Source organism: Syntrophomonas curvata (assembly GCF_052976825.1).
Window position 1 is genome coordinate 165,857 of the sequence record NZ_CM129641.1, and the last position, 19,293, is coordinate 185,149.

A 19,293-nucleotide genomic window follows, 5' to 3' on the forward strand; every position below is an offset into this window, starting at 1 on the left:
AAAGAAGGATAATCCCGCTAAACAGCGAATAAGCCAGTTAATACACATTAAAGGAGGGATGCATGCTTGAATAAAACAGATCTGATTGCTCACGTAGCCTCAAAGGCCGATATGACTAAAAAGGATGCTGAACAGGCAGTTAATGCTTTTTTTGCAACGGTTGAAGATGCTTTAAAGGCCGGAGACAAAGTGCAACTAATTGGTTTTGGCACATTTGAAGTAAGGGATCGCCAGGCCAGGAAAGGGAGAAATCCTCAAACCGGAGCTGAAATTGACATTCCGGCCACCCGGGTTCCTGCTTTCAAGGCTGGCAAGGCATTAAAAGACTCCGTAAGTTAAAATGCGTCTGGACAAATATCTTAAAGTATCGCGTATCATCAAGAGACGTACCGTTGCCAAAGATTTCGCTGCCAATGAGAGGGTTTTGCTCAACGGAAGAATGGCCAAACCCTCCAGTGAAGTAAAAAAGGGGGATATTATTGTACTCCAGATAGGAGACAAAAGTACCGCTTTTGAAGTACTGGACATAAAGGAAAATGTAAAGGCTGCCGAAGCAAAAAACTTATACCGCATATTAGAATAAAAGCCAAGCGAGAGCCAAAAAGGGGACGTTCAATTGGTTTGCAAATTTGCAAACCAATTGAACGTCCCCTTTGCTGACCCCGTTATATTCCAAAACTTCAGGCATAAACCCCGCATGTTGTTGCATATTGTTAAATAGCTTAAATAAGGAGGCGGATGCCGTGGCAGACCATTCCTTGACTCTGGTGAACCGGAGCAATATGCAGCTCAGCGGAATCAAGAATGTGAACACCTTTGACGAGGACGAAATAATTCTGGAAACCGAATTAGGTTACCTTTGCATTGTGGGACAGGAACTCCATGTAAGCATGTTAAACCTGGAACAGGGAAAAGTTGCTCTGGAGGGCACGGTTAACAGTGTGGAATATAGAACTCAGGGAGCCGACATCAAGGCTAAAGGGAAAAATATCCTTAACCGGCTGCTGAAGTAACCTTTAAGCTAATCAGGCCTGGGGCAACGGCCAGATAAAAGCGCCGCCGGCAAAGGTCGGCAATCCGGTCCGTGGCAGAAAAATATATTCTGCAAATCTGGCGCTGAAAATTAACTGCCATGATCTGGTGGATATAATTGCCCGTATTTGCGGTACAGACTGGTAAAGGCAGCTGAACCGAAGCTGTCCGCTTTATTTGCTGCGGGATAACCCGATTACTCTGATTGGGCTATCCTAATAAAAGCAGCCCACGCCAAGGGGGGAGGCTTTTTTGACCAGTTTACTGGGACAGATAGAAACCTTTATCCTGACCCTGGTACTGGGTTTAGTTACCGGGACCATCTTTCACTTTTACCAGACCGTTATCCGTTCCGCCCGGGTATCACGCTACGTATTATATATGCTGGATTTTTCTCTGTGGATAATTATTATTGTTCTGGTCTTTTTAAGCATGCTGTTTATCAATCAGGGAGAAATGCGAATCTACGTTTTGATAGCTCTGCTTCTGGGAATAATCATATACTACCGCCGCTTTGCCCGCCGTTTTGACGCCGGTGTAGCCAGGGGAGCCCATGCGGCTGTCGCTGTCTGTGCTGCTTTGTCCAGGGGAAGCAAAAAAATATTTTCCTGGGTGGCCGGACAACTCGGTCGGCTCAAATCCCGTCCCGAAGACCCGCCGGCAGATCCCCATGATTAAAATGATTCCCGCAAAGCCTGGCGATCTGCGTTACCGGTATCCATGCAAATAAAATTTCATAAAAAAGAAGGATTTATTTTGACTCTTCCCGAAGATAAGTTATACTAAATTTGTCCACAGATTGTGGACAAATTGTGGATAGAGTTGTTAAGGATATGCATATTGAGATCCGGGGAGCCGAGAAGCTTAGCTTCAGAGAAAGACAAGTAGTGGTGATGAAAGAGATGGGGAAAAGCACGGAAGAGATATCCAGAACTCTTAAAATAAGTGCCAGTACCGTTGCCACTCTGTATAATCGTGCCCGTTCCAAAGGGTATGAAGTAGTTATCGTGCTCCCAGGCGACGTTCTGGGTCTCTTCCATGAGGAGGGTAATGAAGATGAGCAATAGCCGGGGTAGATCCCCCTTTAGACTGATGCTGGTCGGAGTAATGGCGGTTGTGCTGATCTTGCCCATAGCTCCGCGGATAAAAACCATATGGGATTTGAATCACCGTCTGGAACAACTGGAGAATCAAAAAGCCGAATTGCAGTCGGTTAACCGGGATTTGGAACAGGAACTGCAGCAAGCCGGTTCCATGGCTACGGTGGAAAAAATTGCCCGTGAGCAACTGGGTATGGTTAAGCCGGGCGAAACTCGCATCATTGAAGTCCTGCCTTAAAAGAACAGTATAATAATATGAAAGCCAAGGTTGATGTTGACTAGTTATCTGGCATTTAATACAATTAATCTAGCATATATTGAGGGGGACATCATTTTCTATGCCTATTGAACAAAGCAATATCAATCCTGGTGATCTGGTAGAAGGCAAAGTTCAGGGGATTACCAACTTTGGAGCTTTTATTGAATTGCCGGGCGGATCGGTTGGACTGGTGCACATTTCGGAAATAGCCGATACCTATGTCCGCAATGTAAAGGATTTTATTCAGGAGGGTGATACGGTTAAGGTTAAGGTACTTAATGTGGACGGCAAAAAAATCGGTTTGTCGATTAAACAGGCCACGGTTCGGGAGGACAAACCCGCAAAACCTCCGGCTCGTAACCGCAGTACAGACAGGTATAGAAGCAACACCCAGTCTAACAAAGCTCCCATTAGCGAGCTCAGTTTGGATGATAAAATAACCAGGTTTTTAAAGGAAAGCGACGAAAGGATGCAGCCCCTCAAAAACCGGATGGAACCGAAAAAACGCAACCGCTTTGTGTAAAGAGATTATTGAAAGCACTTCCGGCAGGAAGTGCTTTTTGGCATGGGCTGACGTTTAGACGCGGAACACAGGGAAGGGTATTGCCGGAGAATGCTTTAAACCCAATACCGTTAAGGAGATGCTGATAATGAGATATGCCGCCATTGATGTCGGCAGCAACTCCTGCCGCCTGCTGGTGGCAGACATGGTAAATGGCCGAATTAAGCCTATATGTCAGGAGTTGCAAAGCACCCGGCTGGGTGCCGGGGTGAATGCCGGCCATAAGCTTGGGCCTGAAGCCATGGAACGAACCCTTGACTGTCTTAAGGATTACACTGGCCGGATAGAGCGGCTGAAAGTGGATTCCTGCCGGGCAGTTGCCACTAGTGCCATGCGTGAGGCCTTCAACCGGAAGGAGTTTCAGACTATGGTAAAGGGTGCGTGCGGTCTGGTCCTGGAAGTTATAGACGGTGAGGAGGAAGCCCGGCTGAGCTATCGGGGAGTAAAAGAAGGCCTAACCCTGGAGCAGGTACCGCTGGTGGCAGATTTAGGAGGGGGAAGCTGTGAATTCAGGCTGGAAGAAAGCCATGAGCGCTTCTCGCTTTCCTTGCCCCTGGGGGCGGTACGAGCTACTGAGGCAGACCTTTCCGTTATAGATATAAAAAACATCCTGGCCCCGGTAGCTGCCGACCGCGACCGGTTTAAAGAATACCCCCTGGTGTTGGTCGGGGGAACCGCCACCACACTGGTGGCAATGAAGCTGTCGCTGGAAATCTACGACCCCAAGCAGGTGCATGGACAGATTTTGAGCCGTGAGGAAGTGGCCGATCTTTATGATATGCTGATACTTACGCCCCTGGACCTGCGCCGCCGGCTGCCCGGCCTGCAGGCGGAAAGGGCTGATATAATCCCCGCCGGCGCCGGGATTATACTGCTCATAATGGATGCTCTGGGCCGCCAGGAAATCAGGGTCAGTGAAAGTGACATACTGGAAGGCATTATCCGCCAGCTGCATAAGGGGGCTGACGCCCCCGGCTAAATTAGTGTTGACCCCCCATGGCCGACAGGCCCGTACCCACAGGGCATACCCTTCGGCCACAGGCGGACAGGCAACCATGGATGAAAATGAATCACCAGGTTTAGAAGCAATCAATAACTTTAAAAAATCTGGTCTCGCAATTGCGGACTATGCGGCCCTATATTGCCCTCGTATAGGGTGTTGATCAGTCCAAATCGGTGTCTGTTTCCCCCAATCTGGAAATTCTCCTATCAGGTCAGCCTTTTAGCTTTCTCAGCAAACCTGCCCAGTTCGGCATTGCCTCCTATGACAACGGTATCCCTTTCGCCATTGACGTTGATGGTAAAAGTTCTGCCGAACCCCTCCTGATAATGATTATGTAAATCAACCATCAGCCCCAGCAACAATACTTCCTTATTATGTACCAACTGGCTGACTGCCGGGTTAGTCAGCAGATAATTGATCTGCATGTCCACATTGATCTCCGCCAGGCGGGTAAGGCTTAACGCGGGATCCCCAACATCGTTCAGGCCATAGAGGGCGCGAGCCGCATCCAACGAATCTTTGACCAGGGAAAGTTCATTACGGATACCCAGGGGCTCATCGACAAAATTAGATATTGCCCCCTTGATAGCCCCGCAGTCGGTATGTCCGGCTATAATCATCACCGGGGTGTGCAGGTGCAGCAGCCCATAGAGTACCGAGCCTTCACTGCTGCGGAACTGATTGCCGATATTTTCTACTGCGAATATGCGGTTAAAAATAGTGCCGAAGATATTTACCGGCATGCGGGAATCAGAGCAGGTGAGCAAGGTGATGACCGGGTATTGTTTGTAATCGCCCTTGCTGAAATCCTCCAGGGGAAACTGGCGGCAAAAATCCTCGGCAGATGCCGCCAAACCCTGTAGCAAGGCATCCCGGTCGACATGGGGAGAAGAATGACTCATAACCGACACCTCCGTCATATAAAAATATTTTATTACGCCCATAACTAAGAATTATAATTCTTATAACTGCGCAGGTATTCACAGCTTTATGTAGAAATTCTTTTGCGGAAGAGCTGATTTTGACGGTTAATAGCTTTTTGAAGTATAAAATGTTTTTATCTAGCCTTAATTGTATCATATTGATTTATGACTAATGTAATATTTTGATTCTTGAGGGATAATCTGCAGAGGGAAATGTGTTTCGGATTCCCGGGCCATCAGATATAAGGTCCGGGATTATCTACGGTTACCTGCTATGAGTTGGGCTTTTTACCTATATACAGGGAGGGGGAAAGGTGTTTTTGGACGTAGCACAGTAGAAGGAAAAGGAGAGTGAACGAGAGAATGAATTTTTTAACTCCTGCAGAAATTGCAGCAGCTACATGTAATGCTGGAAAAGCGAAATGTGAATTACCGATTTTTAAAATGCTTATTCTGGGAATACTGGCCGGGGCATACATTGGATTTGGAGCCAACCTGGCTACCAAGATAGGTTCCATGGAGATGGCAGGCACGTCAGGCGGACAGTTCCTGTTTGGCGCAGTCTTCTCGGTGGGCCTGATGATGGTTGTCATTGCCGGTTCAGAGCTGTTTACCGGCAACTGTTTGTTCTGTTGTATTTCCGTTATTAATGGGCAAGCTACATGGGGCGGATTACTTAAAAACTGGGTGGTTGTTTTTCTAGCCAACTTTATAGGTTCTGTATTGCTTGTTTATATCATTTTCTACGGCGGATTCTGGGCTGATTCCGCCGCCGCCACCGCGCTCAGTGCCCATGGCATAAAGGCGCTGGCTATTGCCAAGGGAAAAATGTCACTAAGCTTTGGGGAAGCGTTCTTCCGGGGCATTTGCTGTAACTGGCTGGTTTGTCTGGCCGTTTGGATGGCCTTTGCCGCCAAAGATATTGTAGGCAAAATCTTCGCCATATTCTTCCCTATCATGGCTTTCGTATCCAGCGGGTTTGAGCATAGTGTCGCCAATATGTTCTTTATTCCCATGGGTATCAGCATTGCTCAGAAAGCTCCCGAGCTGGTTGCCGGAGCTACCAAAGTCGCAGCGGATGGGTCCACGGTTTCCCTTTTCAATATGGCTCCAGACCAGGTAACCGCTTTCTTCAGCTATGGTAATTTTATAAGTGCCAACCTGGTTCCCGTAACATTGGGGAATATCGTAGGCGGTGCTATATTCGTAGGTATGTTTTACTGGTTAGTTTATTTGAAAAAATAGCTTCCGCCCCTGCTTGCAACCCGTTGCCAAGATGACTGCAAGCAGATTCGGTTGGCCAGCCTGTAGCGGTAAATCGGCCTGACTTCATAGCTATCTAAATACATGCCCCAGTCGTACATATCGGAGATCCGAACAAGGGTCTCCTATTTTTTTAGAGGACATGAAAAGAATTGCAGCGGGGGCAGTTGGGGGGAACACCTCTCGTTTGGAGCATAAAGCCTGGCGGGCCGTTTGTTGAATTTAAAGAATTCCTGTTTCCTTCTATACAATATAGCCTTAATTTGTTTGAAATAAATAATGAACGTCTCCCCCTAATGACAAAATTTACCGATGACCCATTGCTATAATTGTTGGGCAAGACTTTGTATTGGGGGGATAAGGATGCTGGAAAAACTTCAAATTTATCCTTATCAGAGAATTAGCGAAACGCCACTGCCGGGTAAACACAAACCCAGGCGCCGGGTTTTTAAACCCAATCATAAAATAAACCTGGATACGCGGACTATCCTGACCGCAGCGGCCAATCATCTTAATTCCCTGTTGACTCTGGACAGGCTCCTGCCTGCGGCCTTAATAATTTTTATGTCCCGGGCTTTTGTGCTGGGTGAGCTCTTGCCCTTTGTTTATGCCTGTCTGACTGCCTTCGGCTACCGGGATAAAACCCGTTCGCTGCTCCTGGCATTCTGTGCCGTGATTGGACTTTTCACCGTATTGCAGGGCACCAGCCTGGGCTCTGCCCTGATCGCCCTCCTGGTATTGCTGGGAGTAATTAATTATATAAAAATACCAGCCGACAAAATCTGGTGGGGGCTGCCGCTGTTAACCACGGCGGTAATATTTGTGAGCAAGACTTTATTCATGTTTTTCAGTGCCATATCCTTCTACCAGGAGATGGTGATCGTATTCGAGGCTCTGATATCAGGGGTTTTAACCTTCGTATTTCTGGTAGCGGCTGATTTTATTAAGCAGCGCAAGCCTCTGGCCACCTTTTCCTTCGAAGATATTGCTGCCGGCATGATTTTAGGCATCGGAATCATAATGGGCCTTAATGAGGTAAATATAGGCGGATTGAGTATTGCCGCTATCCTATGCCGTCTGGGCATACTCATTGCTGCCTTTCTATGGGGGAGCGGAGGAGGTACCATGGTGGGGGTGATGGCGGGAATCATACCTTCGATAGCGTCCAGTATTTTTGCCCAGAGCCTGGGGATATACGCCATATCCGGCCTGCTGGCCGGTCTGTTCAGAAACTTTGGCCGATTGGGGGTGATAATCGGCTATATGCTGGGCACCCTGGCTCTGTCCTTATTCGTCGCCGAAACCCAAGCAACTGTTCTGGGGATGTGGGAAACGGGAGTGGCCAGCATCCTGTTTTTACTGTTACCGGCTTCATTAAAGGAAAAGCTGCCGGTACAAACCTTGGGGCCGATTAGCAGTCTCCGGGAAAAAGACCTGAGCCTTATGGATTTTCGCGTGAAGGACACGGCCCGCAACCGTATCGAACATCTGGCCACGGTATTTGATGAATTAAGCAGTACTTTTGCCGAGGAAAGCTATAGTCGGCACCCAATAGGGGAGTCAGCTTATCTGGCTTATCTCTACGATGAAATCTCCGCCAGTTTCTGCGGCAGTTGCTCCCGTTATGAGGAGTGCTGGGTCAAAAACTGCTATACTACCTCCCGGGAGATCCTTGATATATTCAGTATTGCGGAGAGTGCCGGCGAGGTTAATTACGAACAATGCCCGGTAAGCTTCCGCCGCCGCTGTATTTACGGCCGGGAAATGCTGGCCACTATCAACCATCTCTTTGACAACCTGCGTATTAACGAATATTGGTCGGGAAAACTCACGGAGTCCCGCAGTCTGGTATCGCAGCAGCTGCAGGGTATCAGCCGGGTAATGAAGAACCTGGCCCGGGAAATTGATGTCAAAACGGTGGTCGATTTTGAACTGCGTGAACGGTTGCAGAAAGAATGTAAAAAACGGGGGTTGGACCTCAAGGAGTTAAGTCCCATGCGCTGCGGGGAACAGCAATTGTATATCAACAGTGTAATGCCCGCCTGTGCGGCGGGGGACGAATGCGAAATCCAGGTGGCTCCGGTTATCTCCGGCCTTCTGGGAGAAAAAATGGAAGTCAGTGATAAAAGATGCCCGAAAATTGCCGGCAAGGGGCACTGTGAATTTACCCTTACCCGGGCCTTCAATTACCAGGTGATCAGCGGTGCAGCCCAGGTGGGCAAGGAAGAGGTCTGTGGCGACAGCTTCACCATTGCTACTCTCAAAGAGGGCAAAGAACTGGTGGCTTTAAGCGACGGCATGGGCGTGGGGGAAAAAGCCTGCAGCGAAAGCCGGGCTGCAGTACGGCTGCTGGAAAACCTGCTGAGTACCGGATTTGATCGGGAAACAGCCCTTAAGACTATAAATTCCGTGCTTATTCTCCGGTCTGCTTCGGAAAGCTTCGCCACCCTGGATATGCTGATGGTTGACCTGTACACCGGTGAACTGGATTTCATCAAGGTGGGCAGTGCCCCATCGTTTATCAAAAGAGGGAAAAAAGTAGGGGTTATAAACTCCAACTCCATTCCCATCGGTATTCTGGACAACCTGGATGTGGTAAGCGAAAAAAGGGCTCTCTGCCCGCATGATATGGTGGTCATGGTTAGCGATGGGGTGCTGGAAGCGTCCCGTGATGCTTCCTCTGAGCTATGGCTCAGGGATTTTCTGGTTGACGTGGATGAAAAAGACCCCCAGGTACTGGCGGAAATGATAATCCACAAAGCCCTATCCGTTTGTAAAGGGAACCCCCACGACGACATGACCGCAATCTGCATGTATATAGAACTTAATTAATAATTTCCTTCGGGGTTTACCCCGGGGTGGAAGTTGGGTAGCATTAGGGTAGAATCTGATTGGGGTGAATCCTGATGCTGGCTGAAGTACAGAAATATATCAAGGAGCACAGCCTGATTAATCCGGGAGAGCTTATCATTGTCGGCGTTTCCGGCGGGCCTGATTCTATGGCTCTGCTGCATATACTGGCTAGCTTAAGGCCGGGGCTGGGGTTTGACCTGGCGGCGGCCCACCTCAACCATGGCCTGCGCCCGGAGGCAGCAGCAGAGGAGAACTTTGTGCGTGAATATTGTGCAAGCCGGGGTATTGCATTTTACTCCTGCCGTTTGGATATAGGGCAATTGGCCCGCCGGGAAAAGAAATCCCTGGAAGAGGCCGGACGGGAAAGCCGCTACCGCTATTTTGCCGAGCTGGCGGACAAGCTGGGAGCTTCCCGGATCGCTACGGCTCATCACCAGGATGATAACGCCGAGACGGTGCTGCTAAACCTGGTGCGGGGCAGTGGCATTAAAGGGCTGCGGGGCATCAGACCGCTGAACGGCATGATAATCAGGCCGCTGTTATGTCTAACCCGAAGCGATATAGAAAATTACCTGGATATAAACTCCATTGAGTATTGTATTGACCAGAGCAATTACAGTACCGATTATCTGCGCAACCGCATCCGTCACCAACTTCTGCCCTTATTAAAGCAGGATTATAATCCTCGTATAATGGAAAGCCTCAACCAGCTTGCCGCTATTGCGGCTGCGGAAAACGAAGCGATGGAGTTGGAAACTGACCGCTGGGGGAGAGATTTGATAAAAAGAAACGCCGCCGATGAAATCATTCTCGACACTGGCGGCTTGGGGCAACTGCATCCCGCCTACCAGCGCCGTATTATTCGCAAAGTCCTTTTTGCCTTGCAGGGAGAGAGGGGCTGGGATTTCAAGGACATCGAGCTGGTTAGAGACCTGCTGACCAAATCGGGTTCAAGCAAAAGTCTGCAGCTAAAAAAGGGCCTGTACGTTAAAAAAATATACCGGCAGCTGGTTTTTGGCTCCCAGCCACCGGATCAGGTTAGCTTTAGCTATAAGATTAAGGTACCCGGGCAGCTTTATATCCCGGAAATCGATAAGGCCTTTGGTTTTTATCTGCTGGCGCGGGAAGACTTTTGTCCGGCAGCGGGTGACTTTTATCTGGATTACGATAAAATAGAAGGTGAGCTTTATTTGCGCTCCCGCCGACCGGGGGACTGGTTTTATCCCTGGGGCATGCAGGGACGTAAAAAAATAAAGGATTTTTTCATTGACCTTAAAGTACCCCGGGAAGAGCGGGAGCAGGTTCCTCTGCTGGCAACTGCCGGCACCGTATATGGCATTTGGGGATTCAGGATATCCCGCCTCGCCGTTGTCGATGCCGACACCGACCGGGTATTGCTAATAAAAACCCTGCCCGGGGATAAGAATAAGGATAAAAGCAGCGGATTAAAAAAGGCTGGTTACAATTAAAATCAGCGCTGACCTTGACCGGCCTAAAGCCTTGCCGTACAAAAGGCGATATAATTGAAAAGGACAGCCGGGTATGTTAAAATATGACGAAATTCTCAATACTCCGAAGGGGAGGAAATATTTTTGGACAGAGCTCTAAAAAACATTGCTATTTACGTCCTGATAGTATTACTGGCATTATTCGCGATACAAATAACCTCCAATCGCAATGACAAGGTCAGTGAACTTAAGTATCCTCAGTTTTATAGCAAAGTTGAGCAGGGACTGGTTAAGACGGCTGAACTGGAGGCGGATAATAATATTTATCGCATCAAAGGGCAGCTCACCGACAATACTGCCTACACTGCCACCGCACCTAAGGAAAGCGATATAATCAAACTGCTTACCGACAAGAAAGTCGATTATGATGTGGTTCCGGTACCGCCCACCCCCTGGTGGATGTCACTGCTAACCACACTATTTCCCATACTTATCCTGATTGCTTTTCTGATATTTATCATGAATCAGACCCAGGGCGGCGGCAATCGGGTCATGCAATTCGGCAAAAGCAAAGCCCGCATGATGAGCGGGGAAGAGGTTAAAGTTACCTTTAAGGATGTAGCCGGGGCCGAAGAAGCCAAAGAAGAAATGGAAGAAGTCGTTGAATTCCTTAAAAACCCGGGTAAATTTATCAAGATAGGGGCCAAAATACCCAAGGGGGTGCTGCTCTTCGGGGCGCCTGGTACCGGCAAGACCCTGATGGCGAAAGCGGTTGCCGGTGAGGCCGGGGTTCCCTTCTTTTCCATCAGCGGTTCGGATTTTGTGGAGATGTTTGTTGGAGTTGGCGCAGCCAGAGTCCGTGATTTGTTTGAGCAGGCCAAAAAGAACGCTCCCTGCATAGTATTTATCGACGAAATCGATGCGGTCGGACGGCAGCGCGGCGCAGGCCTGGGCGGCGGACATGATGAAAGAGAGCAGACCCTCAACCAGCTCTTGGTGGAAATGGATGGCTTCAGCACCAACGAAGGCATCATTGTCATGGCCTCCACTAACCGTCCGGATATTCTCGACCCGGCCCTGTTGAGGCCGGGGCGCTTCGACCGTCACATATTAATCGACCGGCCGGATGTCAAGGGCCGGGAAGCCATCCTGGAGGTGCATATAGAGGGCAAACCGGTGGCCGAGGATGTTAATCTTGAGGTTCTGGCCAAACGTACGCCTGGTTTTACCGGGGCGGATCTGGCCAACATGGTCAATGAAGCCGCTCTTCTGACGGCCCGGCGGGGAAATGAAACTATAGGGATGGAGGAACTGGAAGAGTCCATCGAAAGGGTTATTGCCGGTCCGGAGAAAAAATCCCGGGTCATATCGGAAAAAGAGAAGAAACTGGTGGCCTATCACGAGGGTGGGCATGCCATAGTCAGCTATTTTCTTCCCCATACGGATAAACTGCATAAAATATCGATTATACCCCGGGGCAGGGCAGGCGGCTACACCTTGCTGCTGCCGGAGGAAGACCGCAACTATATTACCCGTTCCTACCTGCTGGATGAAATAACCACCCTTCTGGGGGGGCGTGTGGCTGAAGCGCTGGTTCTCAATGATATCAGCACCGGCGCCCAGAATGATCTGGAAAGGGCCAGCAGCATAGTGCGCAAAATGATTACCGAATATGGTATGTCCGAAGAATTGGGGCCCATTACCTTCGGCCACAAGAGTGAAGAGGTTTTCCTGGGCCGGGATATCTCCAGGGATCGTAATTACTCGGATGCCATAGCCTATGCCATTGACAAAGAGGCCAGTCTCTATATCGAAAACAGTTACCAGAAGGCGGAGGGAATACTGAAGGCGAATATGGATAAACTGCACCAGGTGGCGGCCCGCCTTATGGAGCAGGAAACCATGGAAGCCGATGAATTCGAGGAAATAATGGGCTCGAAAAAGGAGATTACCGAAGAGGAAGAATAGGATGAAGCCCGTGACCTTTTCAGATCGGAAATATAGGGAATGGCAAAAATAGCGCGGAATTTTTTAAAAAAATCCGCGTAAACTTTTTTAACCCTGGAGCGCAGCCAATTCCAGATGCGGGCAGCGGCATCAGTTAATCTATTGGGGATTCCGTTCTATTGATAAGCATTACTGATTATAAAGTATTGGGAAGGAGCAGGATAAGTGGAAAGAACTTTTACCATGATTAAGCCAGATGGAGTGCAGAAAGGCCTGGTGGGAGAAATAATCGGGCGTATCGAGCGCAAAGGCTTTAAATTGCGGGGCCTTAAAATCATGGCCATCAGCCCGGAGCTGGCCGGGAAGCATTACGCCGAACACCAGGATAAGCCTTTTTTCGGTGAACTGGTGGATTTTATTACCTCTGGCCCGGTGGTGGCCATGGTTTGGGAAGGCCCGGGAGTTATCGCCGCCATGCGCACCCTGATGGGCAAGACCAGCCCCTCGGAAGCCCTGCCGGGGACTATACGGGGCGACCTGGCGGTAAGTACCTCCCAGAACATCATTCATGGTTCTGACTCCCCCGAGTCTGCTCAGCGGGAGATTGGCCTCTTTTTCAGCCCGGAAGAGATACTGGAATATAAGCGCGATATGGATAAATGGGCTTTCTAGGGTTCTTTTATGTTCAGATAAGGGACGATTCTCAGTAGGTATGAGAGTCGTCCCTTTGCACTCTCAAAAATAAATTTACCGGGGCAATCCCGCCGGGAGATGCTCGGTCTTTATCTGGTTTCCGTCAGCGAAAAATGAAAATATGATTAATTACATATGAATATGAAGGATTTTTGCTGCTATCGTTTAATATAATATAAATACATTATCATAACTATTAAACATAATATTGAGGTGAATTGATTGAAAAGGGTGGAACTACTGATAAACGATACACTTTACCGACAATATATGAAGTATAACCAGGAAGAAGAGATGGAGCCCAAATTCTGTCAGCATGACTTTGGACATCACCTTGATGTAGCCAGGATTGCATATATTCTGGTTTTGGAACATAATGATTTGAATTATTTTATTAAAGAATGCGGACTTAGCGGCAGGCTGGCGGCCAAGGAAGTTATATATGCGGCCGGTTTATTGCATGATATCGGTAAATGGAAGGAATATAAAGAAGGGATCGACCATGCCTCTTACGGTGCACGCCTGGCCCGGGATATTCTGGCGCGGACCTTTTTCAACCAGAATGAGGTTGATATCATCAGCCAGGCAATATTCGAACACCGGAACATAAGCCTGGATATGAGTTTTCTGGGTGAGCGTCTGCACCGGGCGGATAATCTGTCCCGTATCTGCAGCGAATGTCCTGACCTTTCCCAGTGCCCCAAGGCCAAATTTAAAGAAATAAACGTAAGCGGTTTTGAGTATTAGGAACATACGGGATCAGGTGCAAGGCATACAGGAGGAAGGCAAATTGGCAGGAAATCATGTAATATTACTTCGCAGTCAGCAGGAAGCCCGGAGGGCTTTGGAAGATATCGGGGTCGACCCTGGAGCCTATCCCTATCTTTTACCCAAGGCCAGGTTTTACTGTATAAAGCTAAAGGACATATCATATCGGGCGGCTAATATCATCAAACAGGAAATGCTCTCCAAAGGGGGCGAGGCAGCCGTATCCCGGCAGGCTATCACCTGTGAAGGTTCAGGCGATATAATCCTTATGGGGACGCTTAAACAATATCGTCTGCTCGGGCGCAAGCTCAGGATTCAGCCTTTGGGGCTGAAGAAAGTGGCCGGGGAAATAGAGAGAATCTTAACTGCCCTCGAAAAAGGGGAACAGGCAATTCAGTTGCCCCATGGGAAGAGTCTGAAGCTGGGAGAACGAACCCTGATCATGGGAATACTTAATGTAACTCCCGATTCTTTTTCCGATGGCGGCCGCTATCTGCATCCTGACCAAGCGGCAGAGCGGGCCAAGGAGATGTTTGCTGAAGGTGCTGATATAATTGACATCGGTGCCGCTTCCTCCCGGCCGGATTCGCTGATGGCGGGAGAAGAGGAAGAACTGCAGCGCCTGCTTCCGGTAATGGACAGACTGGCCGGTGAAGATATGATTATTTCCATAGACACCTTTCGTGGCCGGGTAGCCCGGGCCTGTCTGGAAAGGGGAGCCCATATAATTAACGACATCGGCAGCCTGCAGCTGGATAGCGGGCTATTGCCGGTGCTGGTGGAAAAAGAAGCTCCGGTAATTCTGATGCATAACCGTATGCAGTTGCGCCGTGGAGAACCCTATCGGGATCTTATCGCCGATATTCTGAGCGAATTGGAGGAAGCCATTGGACAGGCTGCCGGGGCTGGGCTGGCTGAAGATAAAATAATCATTGATCCTGGCGTCGGGTTCGGTAAAACACCGGCCGAAAACCGCGTACTGCTTAAACGGCTGGGCGATTTCCGCAGCCTGGGAAAACCGATTTTATTAGGGGCATCGCGCAAATCCTTTATCGGGCAAACCCTTGATCTGGAAGTGAACGAGCGTCTGGAAGGCAGTCTGGCGGCCGTGGCCCTGGGGGCTGTAAATGGCGCTGATATAGTAAGGGTACATGATGTGAAAGCCAGCAAGCGGTTAGCTGCCATGATCGATGCGGTGGTCAAGGAAGATGGATAAGAAGATGGATTGTATAATAGCCCGGGGCCTGAATTTTAAGGCCTGCCACGGGGTTTTGACCAGCGAAAAGATTTGCCCCCAGCCATTCAGGGTCGACCTGGAATTATACCTTGACCTGCGGGCGGCAGGACGGCAGGACGACCTTAGCCTCAGCGTGGATTATGATCGGGTGTATCATGCCGTAAATGAGGTTATGACAGGCCCGTCATGCAACCTGCTGGAAGCACTGGCGGAAAAAATTGCCCAAACCCTGTTGCGAAAATTCCCGTTTGCCGAAGTGGCAGTGACCGTATATAAACCTGAAGCCCCGGTTGAAGGGGAATTCGACTATTTTGCGGTTCAGATCAGGCGGAAAGGGGATTAATATTTTGGACTTTTTGCTGGGGTATCAAAATGCAAAAGTTCTTGCTCATAAAAAGGCTATATGCTATTTTAAGGATGAAACCGGTTATGAAAAACATCGTCTATATAGGACTGGGTTCGAATATAGGAGATAAAAAGGGGCGGCTTGAACAGGCCCGAGGGATGATTGCTGGCATTGGGGATGTAAAAATCATCCAGACATCGTCCCTTTATCTGACTTCCCCCTGGGGAAACCCTGACCAGGAGGATTTTATTAACCAGGTTATCAAGGTGAGTACCGGTTTGCCGGCAGGGGATTTGCTTGACCGGCTGCAGCAAATTGAAATTAAAATGGGCCGCCAGCGGAACGTAAAATGGGGCCCCCGTACTATAGATCTGGATATCCTTTTATATGGAGATGAAGTCATTGACTCGCCGGAATTGAGAGTCCCTCATCCCCATATGCGTGAGCGGTTGTTTGTCCTGATTCCATTAAGGGAAATAAACGCGGATTTGGTCTTTCCTGATGATGGGGTCAAACTCAGGGAGGTGTTGGTTAGCGTTTTAGACCGAGAAGAGAACAGAGGAATAAGAAAAATTTAGGGGGTCTCCCGCCGATATTCCGGTTATTGAATGTTTCGCCTGTATCCTGAAGGAACAGGACGAGGCCTTGGTATCAAGTCACCAATTGATTACCTGATACCAAAGAGGGGGTTTGGAAATGGATAAGAGGATTGGCATCATCGGGGCGGGAGTTGTAGGAACGGCTGTTGGGGTGGTACTCAAATACAAGGGCTATGAGATTACGAGTGTGTATGATATTAAATTCGAATCTACAAAAGAGCTTGTGGAACGGATTGGATGTACCGCTTATACATCACCTCAAGAAGTTTCTCGCTCGGCTGATATTTTGTTTATAACTACATCTGATACGGCTATTGAGGACGTTGTCGATAGCCTGACAGATAGTGGCGCCTTCCGCGCGGGACAGGTCATTGTCCACATGAGCGGGGCTCAGTCTTCGGAAATCCTGGATCGAGCCAAGGATTACGGCGCCCATGTACTGTCCGTTCATCCATTGCAGTCTTTTGCCAGCGTTGAACGGGCGATTAGTATTCTGCCTGGCTCTATTTTCAGTATTGAAGGTGACCGGGAAGCCTACGATACGGCTGTCTGTATTGTGGAAACCCTGGGTGGAGAATATTTCTTCATCGATAGGAAGGCCAAGCCCCTGTATCATGCCGGGGCCTGTGTGGTCTCCAACTACCTGGTCACCATTATTGATTTTGGGGTCAAATTATTGGAATCAACCGGAATACCTCGGCAGATTGCGACCAAAGCGCTGCTGCCGCTTATCAACGGCACAGTCAATAATGTTCAAAATATAGGCATTCCCAAAGCTTTAACCGGACCTATTGCCCGGGGTGATTTCAGCACCATATTTAAGCATCTTGATTGCCTGGAGGAAATGGCTCCGGAGCTCATGAAGTTATATAGCTGGCTGGGTTTTTACACTGCTCAAATTGCAGTGGAGAAAGGCAGCATAGACCATAAGAGCATGGAAGAATTTCAGAAGGTGTTTATAAAACAGCTCTCGCGGGTTGTTAACGCCAGTTAAAGCTACCGGCTCGAAGGAGGTTATATGCCATGACAAGAGCAACAACAGCAACATTGAAAGACAAAAAAGCCAAACAAGTCAAAATCAGCATGCTCACCTCCTACGATTATGCTACCGCCGGCCTGGTTGACCAGGCGGGTCTGGATATGATACTCGTAGGCGATTCCATGGGAAATGTAGTTCTGGGATATGAGAATACCCTGTCGGTCACTATGGATGACATGATTCATCATACCCGGGCGGTGGTTCGGGGTACGCAGCATGCGATGGTAGTAGGGGATATGCCGTTTCTCTCTTACCACATTACCACCAGCGAGGCGGTTCGCAATGCCGGCCGTATTATTCAGGAAGGCGGCGCCCAGGCGGTGAAGCTGGAAGGCGGAGTGGAAAGGGTGGATACGGTCAAGGCTATTCTGGATGCCCAGATACCGGTGATGGGGCATATTGGGTTAACACCCCAATCAGTCAACCAGTTTGGCGGGTTCAAGGTGCAGGGCAAAGACCTGGAGACTGCCCGTAAACTGATTGAGGATGCCCGGGCCCTGGATAAGGCCGGTGTTTTCGCTATCGTTCTGGAATGTGTTCCTTCAGCCCTGGCCCAAAGGATTACCGCCGAGGTATCGGTTCCTACCATAGGGATAGGGGCGGGACCTTATTGTGATGGTCAGGTATTGGTCATTAACGATATGCTGGGAATATTCTCCGGGCATATCCCCAAATTTGTCAAGAAGTATGCCGATCTGCAGCCGATTATCATTGAAGCTTTGAAGGCTTACAAGCAGGAGGTTGAAGATGGCAGCTTCCCTGGCCCCGAGCACTCCTTTACCATGGCTGACGATGTGCTTGATAAGCTCTACTAAAACCTTACTGCCGGGCGGGTGCAAGCCTGCCCGGCAGGATTAAATTTTAAGCAACCGAAGCAGGCTTTAACTGGTAGTGGCGAGGATTAATACTACAATAGCAAAGCCGACAGTATTTTTTATATATCATTAGGAGACGTTATGCAGATTTTCGATAGCATAAAAAAAATGCAGGAATGGTCATTACAAGCTCGCAAACAGGGCAAGAGCATCGGTTTAGTGCCGACTATGGGCTATCTTCACGATGGACACCTGTCACTGGTACAGGCAGCCCGCCGAAATTGCGATTTAGTAGTGGTGAGCATATTTGTGAATCCCCTGCAGTTCGGGCAGGGTGAAGACTTTGAGGATTATCCCCGCGACCTGAGCCGGGACACCGATTTATTGGCAGATGCGGGCGTAGACGCCGTTTTTGCGCCTGCGGCCCGGGAGATGTATCCGGCCGGGTTTAGCTCCAGTGTTGAGGTAAGCGGTGAAATCACCCGGAAGATGTGCGGAATTTCACGTCCGGGTCATTTTAAAGGGGTTACCACCGTTTGCACCAAGCTCTTTCATGCCTGTATGCCCGATAAGGCCTTTTTCGGGCAAAAAGATGCGCAGCAATTGCTTATCATCAAAAAAATGGTGAGAGAGCTGAATTTTCCGCTGGAGATAATCAGGGTGCCCATAGTCAGGGAACACGACGGGCTGGCTTTAAGCTCCCGCAACGTATACCTGGATGCCGGGCAGAGGCAGGAAGCCTTGGCGCTTAATAAGGCCCTGAGCCAGGCCAAAGAGCAAATAGCAGGCGGAGAGAGGGATATAGCCCGGCTGAAAGACAGAATCAGTGGGATTATCACCGCCAGCCCCCAGGCTGAAATCGATTATATTGAGATAGTGAACGGTGAAGATCTTTCTGAACTGGAGGCTGTTGACGGCATAGTGCTGATAGCGGTGGCAGTTAAGTTTGGGAAAACAAGATTAATTGACAACCTGTTGGTGGAGGTGTAAAATCAGGTGCTTCGTTATATGCTGAAATCCAAGATTCACCGTGCAGTGGTTACCGATGCGTCTTTAAACTATATGGGCAGCATTACCATAGACAGAGATTTGATGGATGCGGCTGATATAGTGGAGAATGAGAAAGTAACCATAGTCAATAATAATAATGGTGAACGCTTCGAGACCTATGTAATAGAGGGAGAACGCGGTTCCGGAGTGATTTGTCTGAACGGAGCAGCAGCTCGTCTGGTACAGAAAGGCGATGTGGTTATCATTCTTACCTACACCATCCTGGAAGATGGAGAATGCGCTGACCACAAACCTACGCTGGTGTTTATTGGGGAAAACAACAGCATTAAAAAAATCTGTCAGGGACGTTACCAGTAGGTGCGTTATCCTAGAATCGGCGTAAGCGCAGCTATGCG

Annotated in this window: 22 protein-coding genes; 21 read left to right on the plus strand and 1 reads right to left on the minus strand. The window is 49.0% G+C overall.

From position 1 onward, the window contains the following. Positions 1-66 precede the first annotated feature (66 nt). The 8 genes from hbs (at position 67) to ACU70B_RS00910 (ending at position 3,932) form a co-directional block, all read left to right on the plus strand. On the plus strand, positions 67-339 hold the full coding sequence (hbs, locus tag ACU70B_RS00875; RefSeq protein ID WP_447184484.1) for a non-specific DNA-binding protein Hbs: 273 nt from the start codon (positions 67-69) through the stop codon (positions 337-339). A gap of 1 nt (position 340) precedes the next feature. Continuing rightward, positions 341-583 (plus strand): RNA-binding S4 domain-containing protein, encoded by a 243-nt coding sequence (locus ACU70B_RS00880; protein ID WP_447184485.1) that lies wholly within the window; start codon positions 341-343, stop codon positions 581-583. A gap of 160 nt (positions 584-743) precedes the next feature. Further along, the gene (gene yabP / locus ACU70B_RS00885) at positions 744-1,013 is read left to right on the plus strand and encodes a sporulation protein YabP (protein ID WP_447184486.1); all 270 of its coding nucleotides are present in this window, start codon (positions 744-746) and stop codon (positions 1,011-1,013) included. Between the two features lie 271 nt (positions 1,014-1,284). Next, positions 1,285-1,710 (plus strand): spore cortex biosynthesis protein YabQ, encoded by a 426-nt coding sequence (yabQ, locus tag ACU70B_RS00890; RefSeq protein WP_447184487.1) that lies wholly within the window; start codon positions 1,285-1,287, stop codon positions 1,708-1,710. A gap of 155 nt (positions 1,711-1,865) precedes the next feature. Beyond that, positions 1,866-2,099 (plus strand): RNA polymerase sigma factor, encoded by a 234-nt coding sequence (locus ACU70B_RS00895; RefSeq protein WP_447185675.1) that lies wholly within the window; start codon positions 1,866-1,868, stop codon positions 2,097-2,099. After that, positions 2,089-2,370, plus strand: coding sequence for an FtsB family cell division protein (locus ACU70B_RS00900; RefSeq protein ID WP_447184488.1), 282 nt, complete (start codon positions 2,089-2,091; stop codon positions 2,368-2,370). The genes ACU70B_RS00895 and ACU70B_RS00900 overlap by 11 nt, the downstream gene beginning before the upstream one ends. Positions 2,371-2,470: 100 nt before the next feature. Next, positions 2,471-2,914: a S1 RNA-binding domain-containing protein gene (locus ACU70B_RS00905; protein WP_447184489.1), complete on the plus strand. Its 444-nt coding sequence runs from the start codon at positions 2,471-2,473 to the stop codon at positions 2,912-2,914. A 127-nt stretch (positions 2,915-3,041) separates the two neighbouring features. Then, positions 3,042-3,932, plus strand: coding sequence for a Ppx/GppA phosphatase family protein (locus ACU70B_RS00910; protein WP_447184490.1), 891 nt, complete (start codon positions 3,042-3,044; stop codon positions 3,930-3,932). Positions 3,933-4,162: 230 nt separating this feature from the next. Here the strand turns inward: ACU70B_RS00910 and ACU70B_RS00915 are convergent, their stop codons facing one another. Next, a complete protein-coding gene (locus ACU70B_RS00915) occupies positions 4,163-4,858 on the minus strand; it encodes a carbonic anhydrase (RefSeq protein WP_447184491.1) in 696 nt (231 codons plus the stop codon). A 372-nt stretch (positions 4,859-5,230) separates the two neighbouring features. On the opposite strand from ACU70B_RS00915, the gene ACU70B_RS00920 reads away from it, so the two are divergent. From ACU70B_RS00920 to panD, 13 genes are all read left to right on the plus strand, one after another. Then, positions 5,231-6,124, plus strand: coding sequence for a formate/nitrite transporter family protein (locus ACU70B_RS00920; RefSeq protein ID WP_447184492.1), 894 nt, complete (start codon positions 5,231-5,233; stop codon positions 6,122-6,124). Between the two features lie 381 nt (positions 6,125-6,505). Then, the gene (gene spoIIE, locus ACU70B_RS00925; RefSeq protein ID WP_447184493.1) at positions 6,506-8,974 is read left to right on the plus strand and encodes a stage II sporulation protein E; all 2,469 of its coding nucleotides are present in this window, start codon (positions 6,506-6,508) and stop codon (positions 8,972-8,974) included. A gap of 74 nt (positions 8,975-9,048) precedes the next feature. Continuing rightward, positions 9,049-10,464 carry a tRNA lysidine(34) synthetase TilS gene (gene tilS, locus ACU70B_RS00930; RefSeq protein ID WP_447184494.1) on the plus strand — a complete coding sequence of 472 codons (1,416 nt, stop codon included), beginning with the start codon at positions 9,049-9,051 and terminating at the stop codon, positions 10,462-10,464. Between the two features lie 123 nt (positions 10,465-10,587). Beyond that, positions 10,588-12,411, plus strand: a complete 1,824-nt coding sequence (gene ftsH, locus ACU70B_RS00935) for an ATP-dependent zinc metalloprotease FtsH (protein ID WP_447184495.1) — start codon at positions 10,588-10,590, stop codon at positions 12,409-12,411. Between the two features lie 204 nt (positions 12,412-12,615). Further along, on the plus strand, positions 12,616-13,062 hold the full coding sequence (gene ndk, locus ACU70B_RS00940; RefSeq protein WP_447184496.1) for a nucleoside-diphosphate kinase: 447 nt from the start codon (positions 12,616-12,618) through the stop codon (positions 13,060-13,062). 252 nt (positions 13,063-13,314) lie between these two features. Next, a complete protein-coding gene (locus tag ACU70B_RS00945) occupies positions 13,315-13,830 on the plus strand; it encodes an HD domain-containing protein (protein ID WP_447185676.1) in 516 nt (171 codons plus the stop codon). A gap of 43 nt (positions 13,831-13,873) precedes the next feature. Further along, complete coding sequence (gene folP, locus ACU70B_RS00950; RefSeq protein ID WP_447184497.1) at positions 13,874-15,067, plus strand: dihydropteroate synthase; 1,194 nt, start codon at positions 13,874-13,876, stop codon at positions 15,065-15,067. Continuing rightward, on the plus strand, positions 15,060-15,431 hold the full coding sequence (gene folB / locus ACU70B_RS00955; protein ID WP_447184498.1) for a dihydroneopterin aldolase: 372 nt from the start codon (positions 15,060-15,062) through the stop codon (positions 15,429-15,431). The genes folP and folB overlap by 8 nt, the downstream gene beginning before the upstream one ends. An 86-nt stretch (positions 15,432-15,517) precedes the next feature. Continuing rightward, positions 15,518-16,012: a 2-amino-4-hydroxy-6-hydroxymethyldihydropteridine diphosphokinase gene (gene folK / locus ACU70B_RS00960; RefSeq protein WP_447184499.1), complete on the plus strand. Its 495-nt coding sequence runs from the start codon at positions 15,518-15,520 to the stop codon at positions 16,010-16,012. 118 nt (positions 16,013-16,130) lie between these two features. Then, positions 16,131-17,027 (plus strand): Rossmann-like and DUF2520 domain-containing protein, encoded by an 897-nt coding sequence (locus tag ACU70B_RS00965; protein ID WP_447184500.1) that lies wholly within the window; start codon positions 16,131-16,133, stop codon positions 17,025-17,027. Positions 17,028-17,056: 29 nt separating this feature from the next. Then, positions 17,057-17,887, plus strand: coding sequence for a 3-methyl-2-oxobutanoate hydroxymethyltransferase (gene panB, locus ACU70B_RS00970; protein WP_447184501.1), 831 nt, complete (start codon positions 17,057-17,059; stop codon positions 17,885-17,887). Positions 17,888-18,028: 141 nt separating this feature from the next. Next, positions 18,029-18,877, plus strand: a complete 849-nt coding sequence (gene panC / locus ACU70B_RS00975) for a pantoate--beta-alanine ligase (protein ID WP_447184502.1) — start codon at positions 18,029-18,031, stop codon at positions 18,875-18,877. A 6-nt stretch (positions 18,878-18,883) separates the two neighbouring features. Beyond that, positions 18,884-19,255 carry an aspartate 1-decarboxylase gene (gene panD / locus ACU70B_RS00980; RefSeq protein WP_447184503.1) on the plus strand — a complete coding sequence of 124 codons (372 nt, stop codon included), beginning with the start codon at positions 18,884-18,886 and terminating at the stop codon, positions 19,253-19,255. Positions 19,256-19,293 lie beyond the last annotated feature (38 nt).

Coding starts and splice junctions, on each gene's coding strand:
- folB (WP_447184498.1), top strand. CDS start 15,060: ATGGATAAGAAGATGGATTGTATAATAGCCCGGGGCCTGAATTTTAAG.
- panB (WP_447184501.1), top strand. CDS start 17,057: ATGACAAGAGCAACAACAGCAACATTGAAAGACAAAAAAGCCAAACAA.
- folK (WP_447184499.1), top strand. CDS start 15,518: ATGAAAAACATCGTCTATATAGGACTGGGTTCGAATATAGGAGATAAA.
- panC (WP_447184502.1), top strand. CDS start 18,029: ATGCAGATTTTCGATAGCATAAAAAAAATGCAGGAATGGTCATTACAA.
- ACU70B_RS00910 (WP_447184490.1), top strand. CDS start 3,042: ATGAGATATGCCGCCATTGATGTCGGCAGCAACTCCTGCCGCCTGCTG.
- tilS (WP_447184494.1), top strand. CDS start 9,049: ATGCTGGCTGAAGTACAGAAATATATCAAGGAGCACAGCCTGATTAAT.
- ACU70B_RS00905 (WP_447184489.1), top strand. CDS start 2,471: ATGCCTATTGAACAAAGCAATATCAATCCTGGTGATCTGGTAGAAGGC.
- ACU70B_RS00900 (WP_447184488.1), top strand. CDS start 2,089: ATGAGCAATAGCCGGGGTAGATCCCCCTTTAGACTGATGCTGGTCGGA.
- ACU70B_RS00880 (WP_447184485.1), top strand. CDS start 341: ATGCGTCTGGACAAATATCTTAAAGTATCGCGTATCATCAAGAGACGT.
- ACU70B_RS00895 (WP_447185675.1), top strand. CDS start 1,866: ATGCATATTGAGATCCGGGGAGCCGAGAAGCTTAGCTTCAGAGAAAGA.
- ACU70B_RS00965 (WP_447184500.1), top strand. CDS start 16,131: ATGGATAAGAGGATTGGCATCATCGGGGCGGGAGTTGTAGGAACGGCT.
- ACU70B_RS00915 (WP_447184491.1), bottom strand. CDS start 4,858: ATGAGTCATTCTTCTCCCCATGTCGACCGGGATGCCTTGCTACAGGGT.
- spoIIE (WP_447184493.1), top strand. CDS start 6,506: ATGCTGGAAAAACTTCAAATTTATCCTTATCAGAGAATTAGCGAAACG.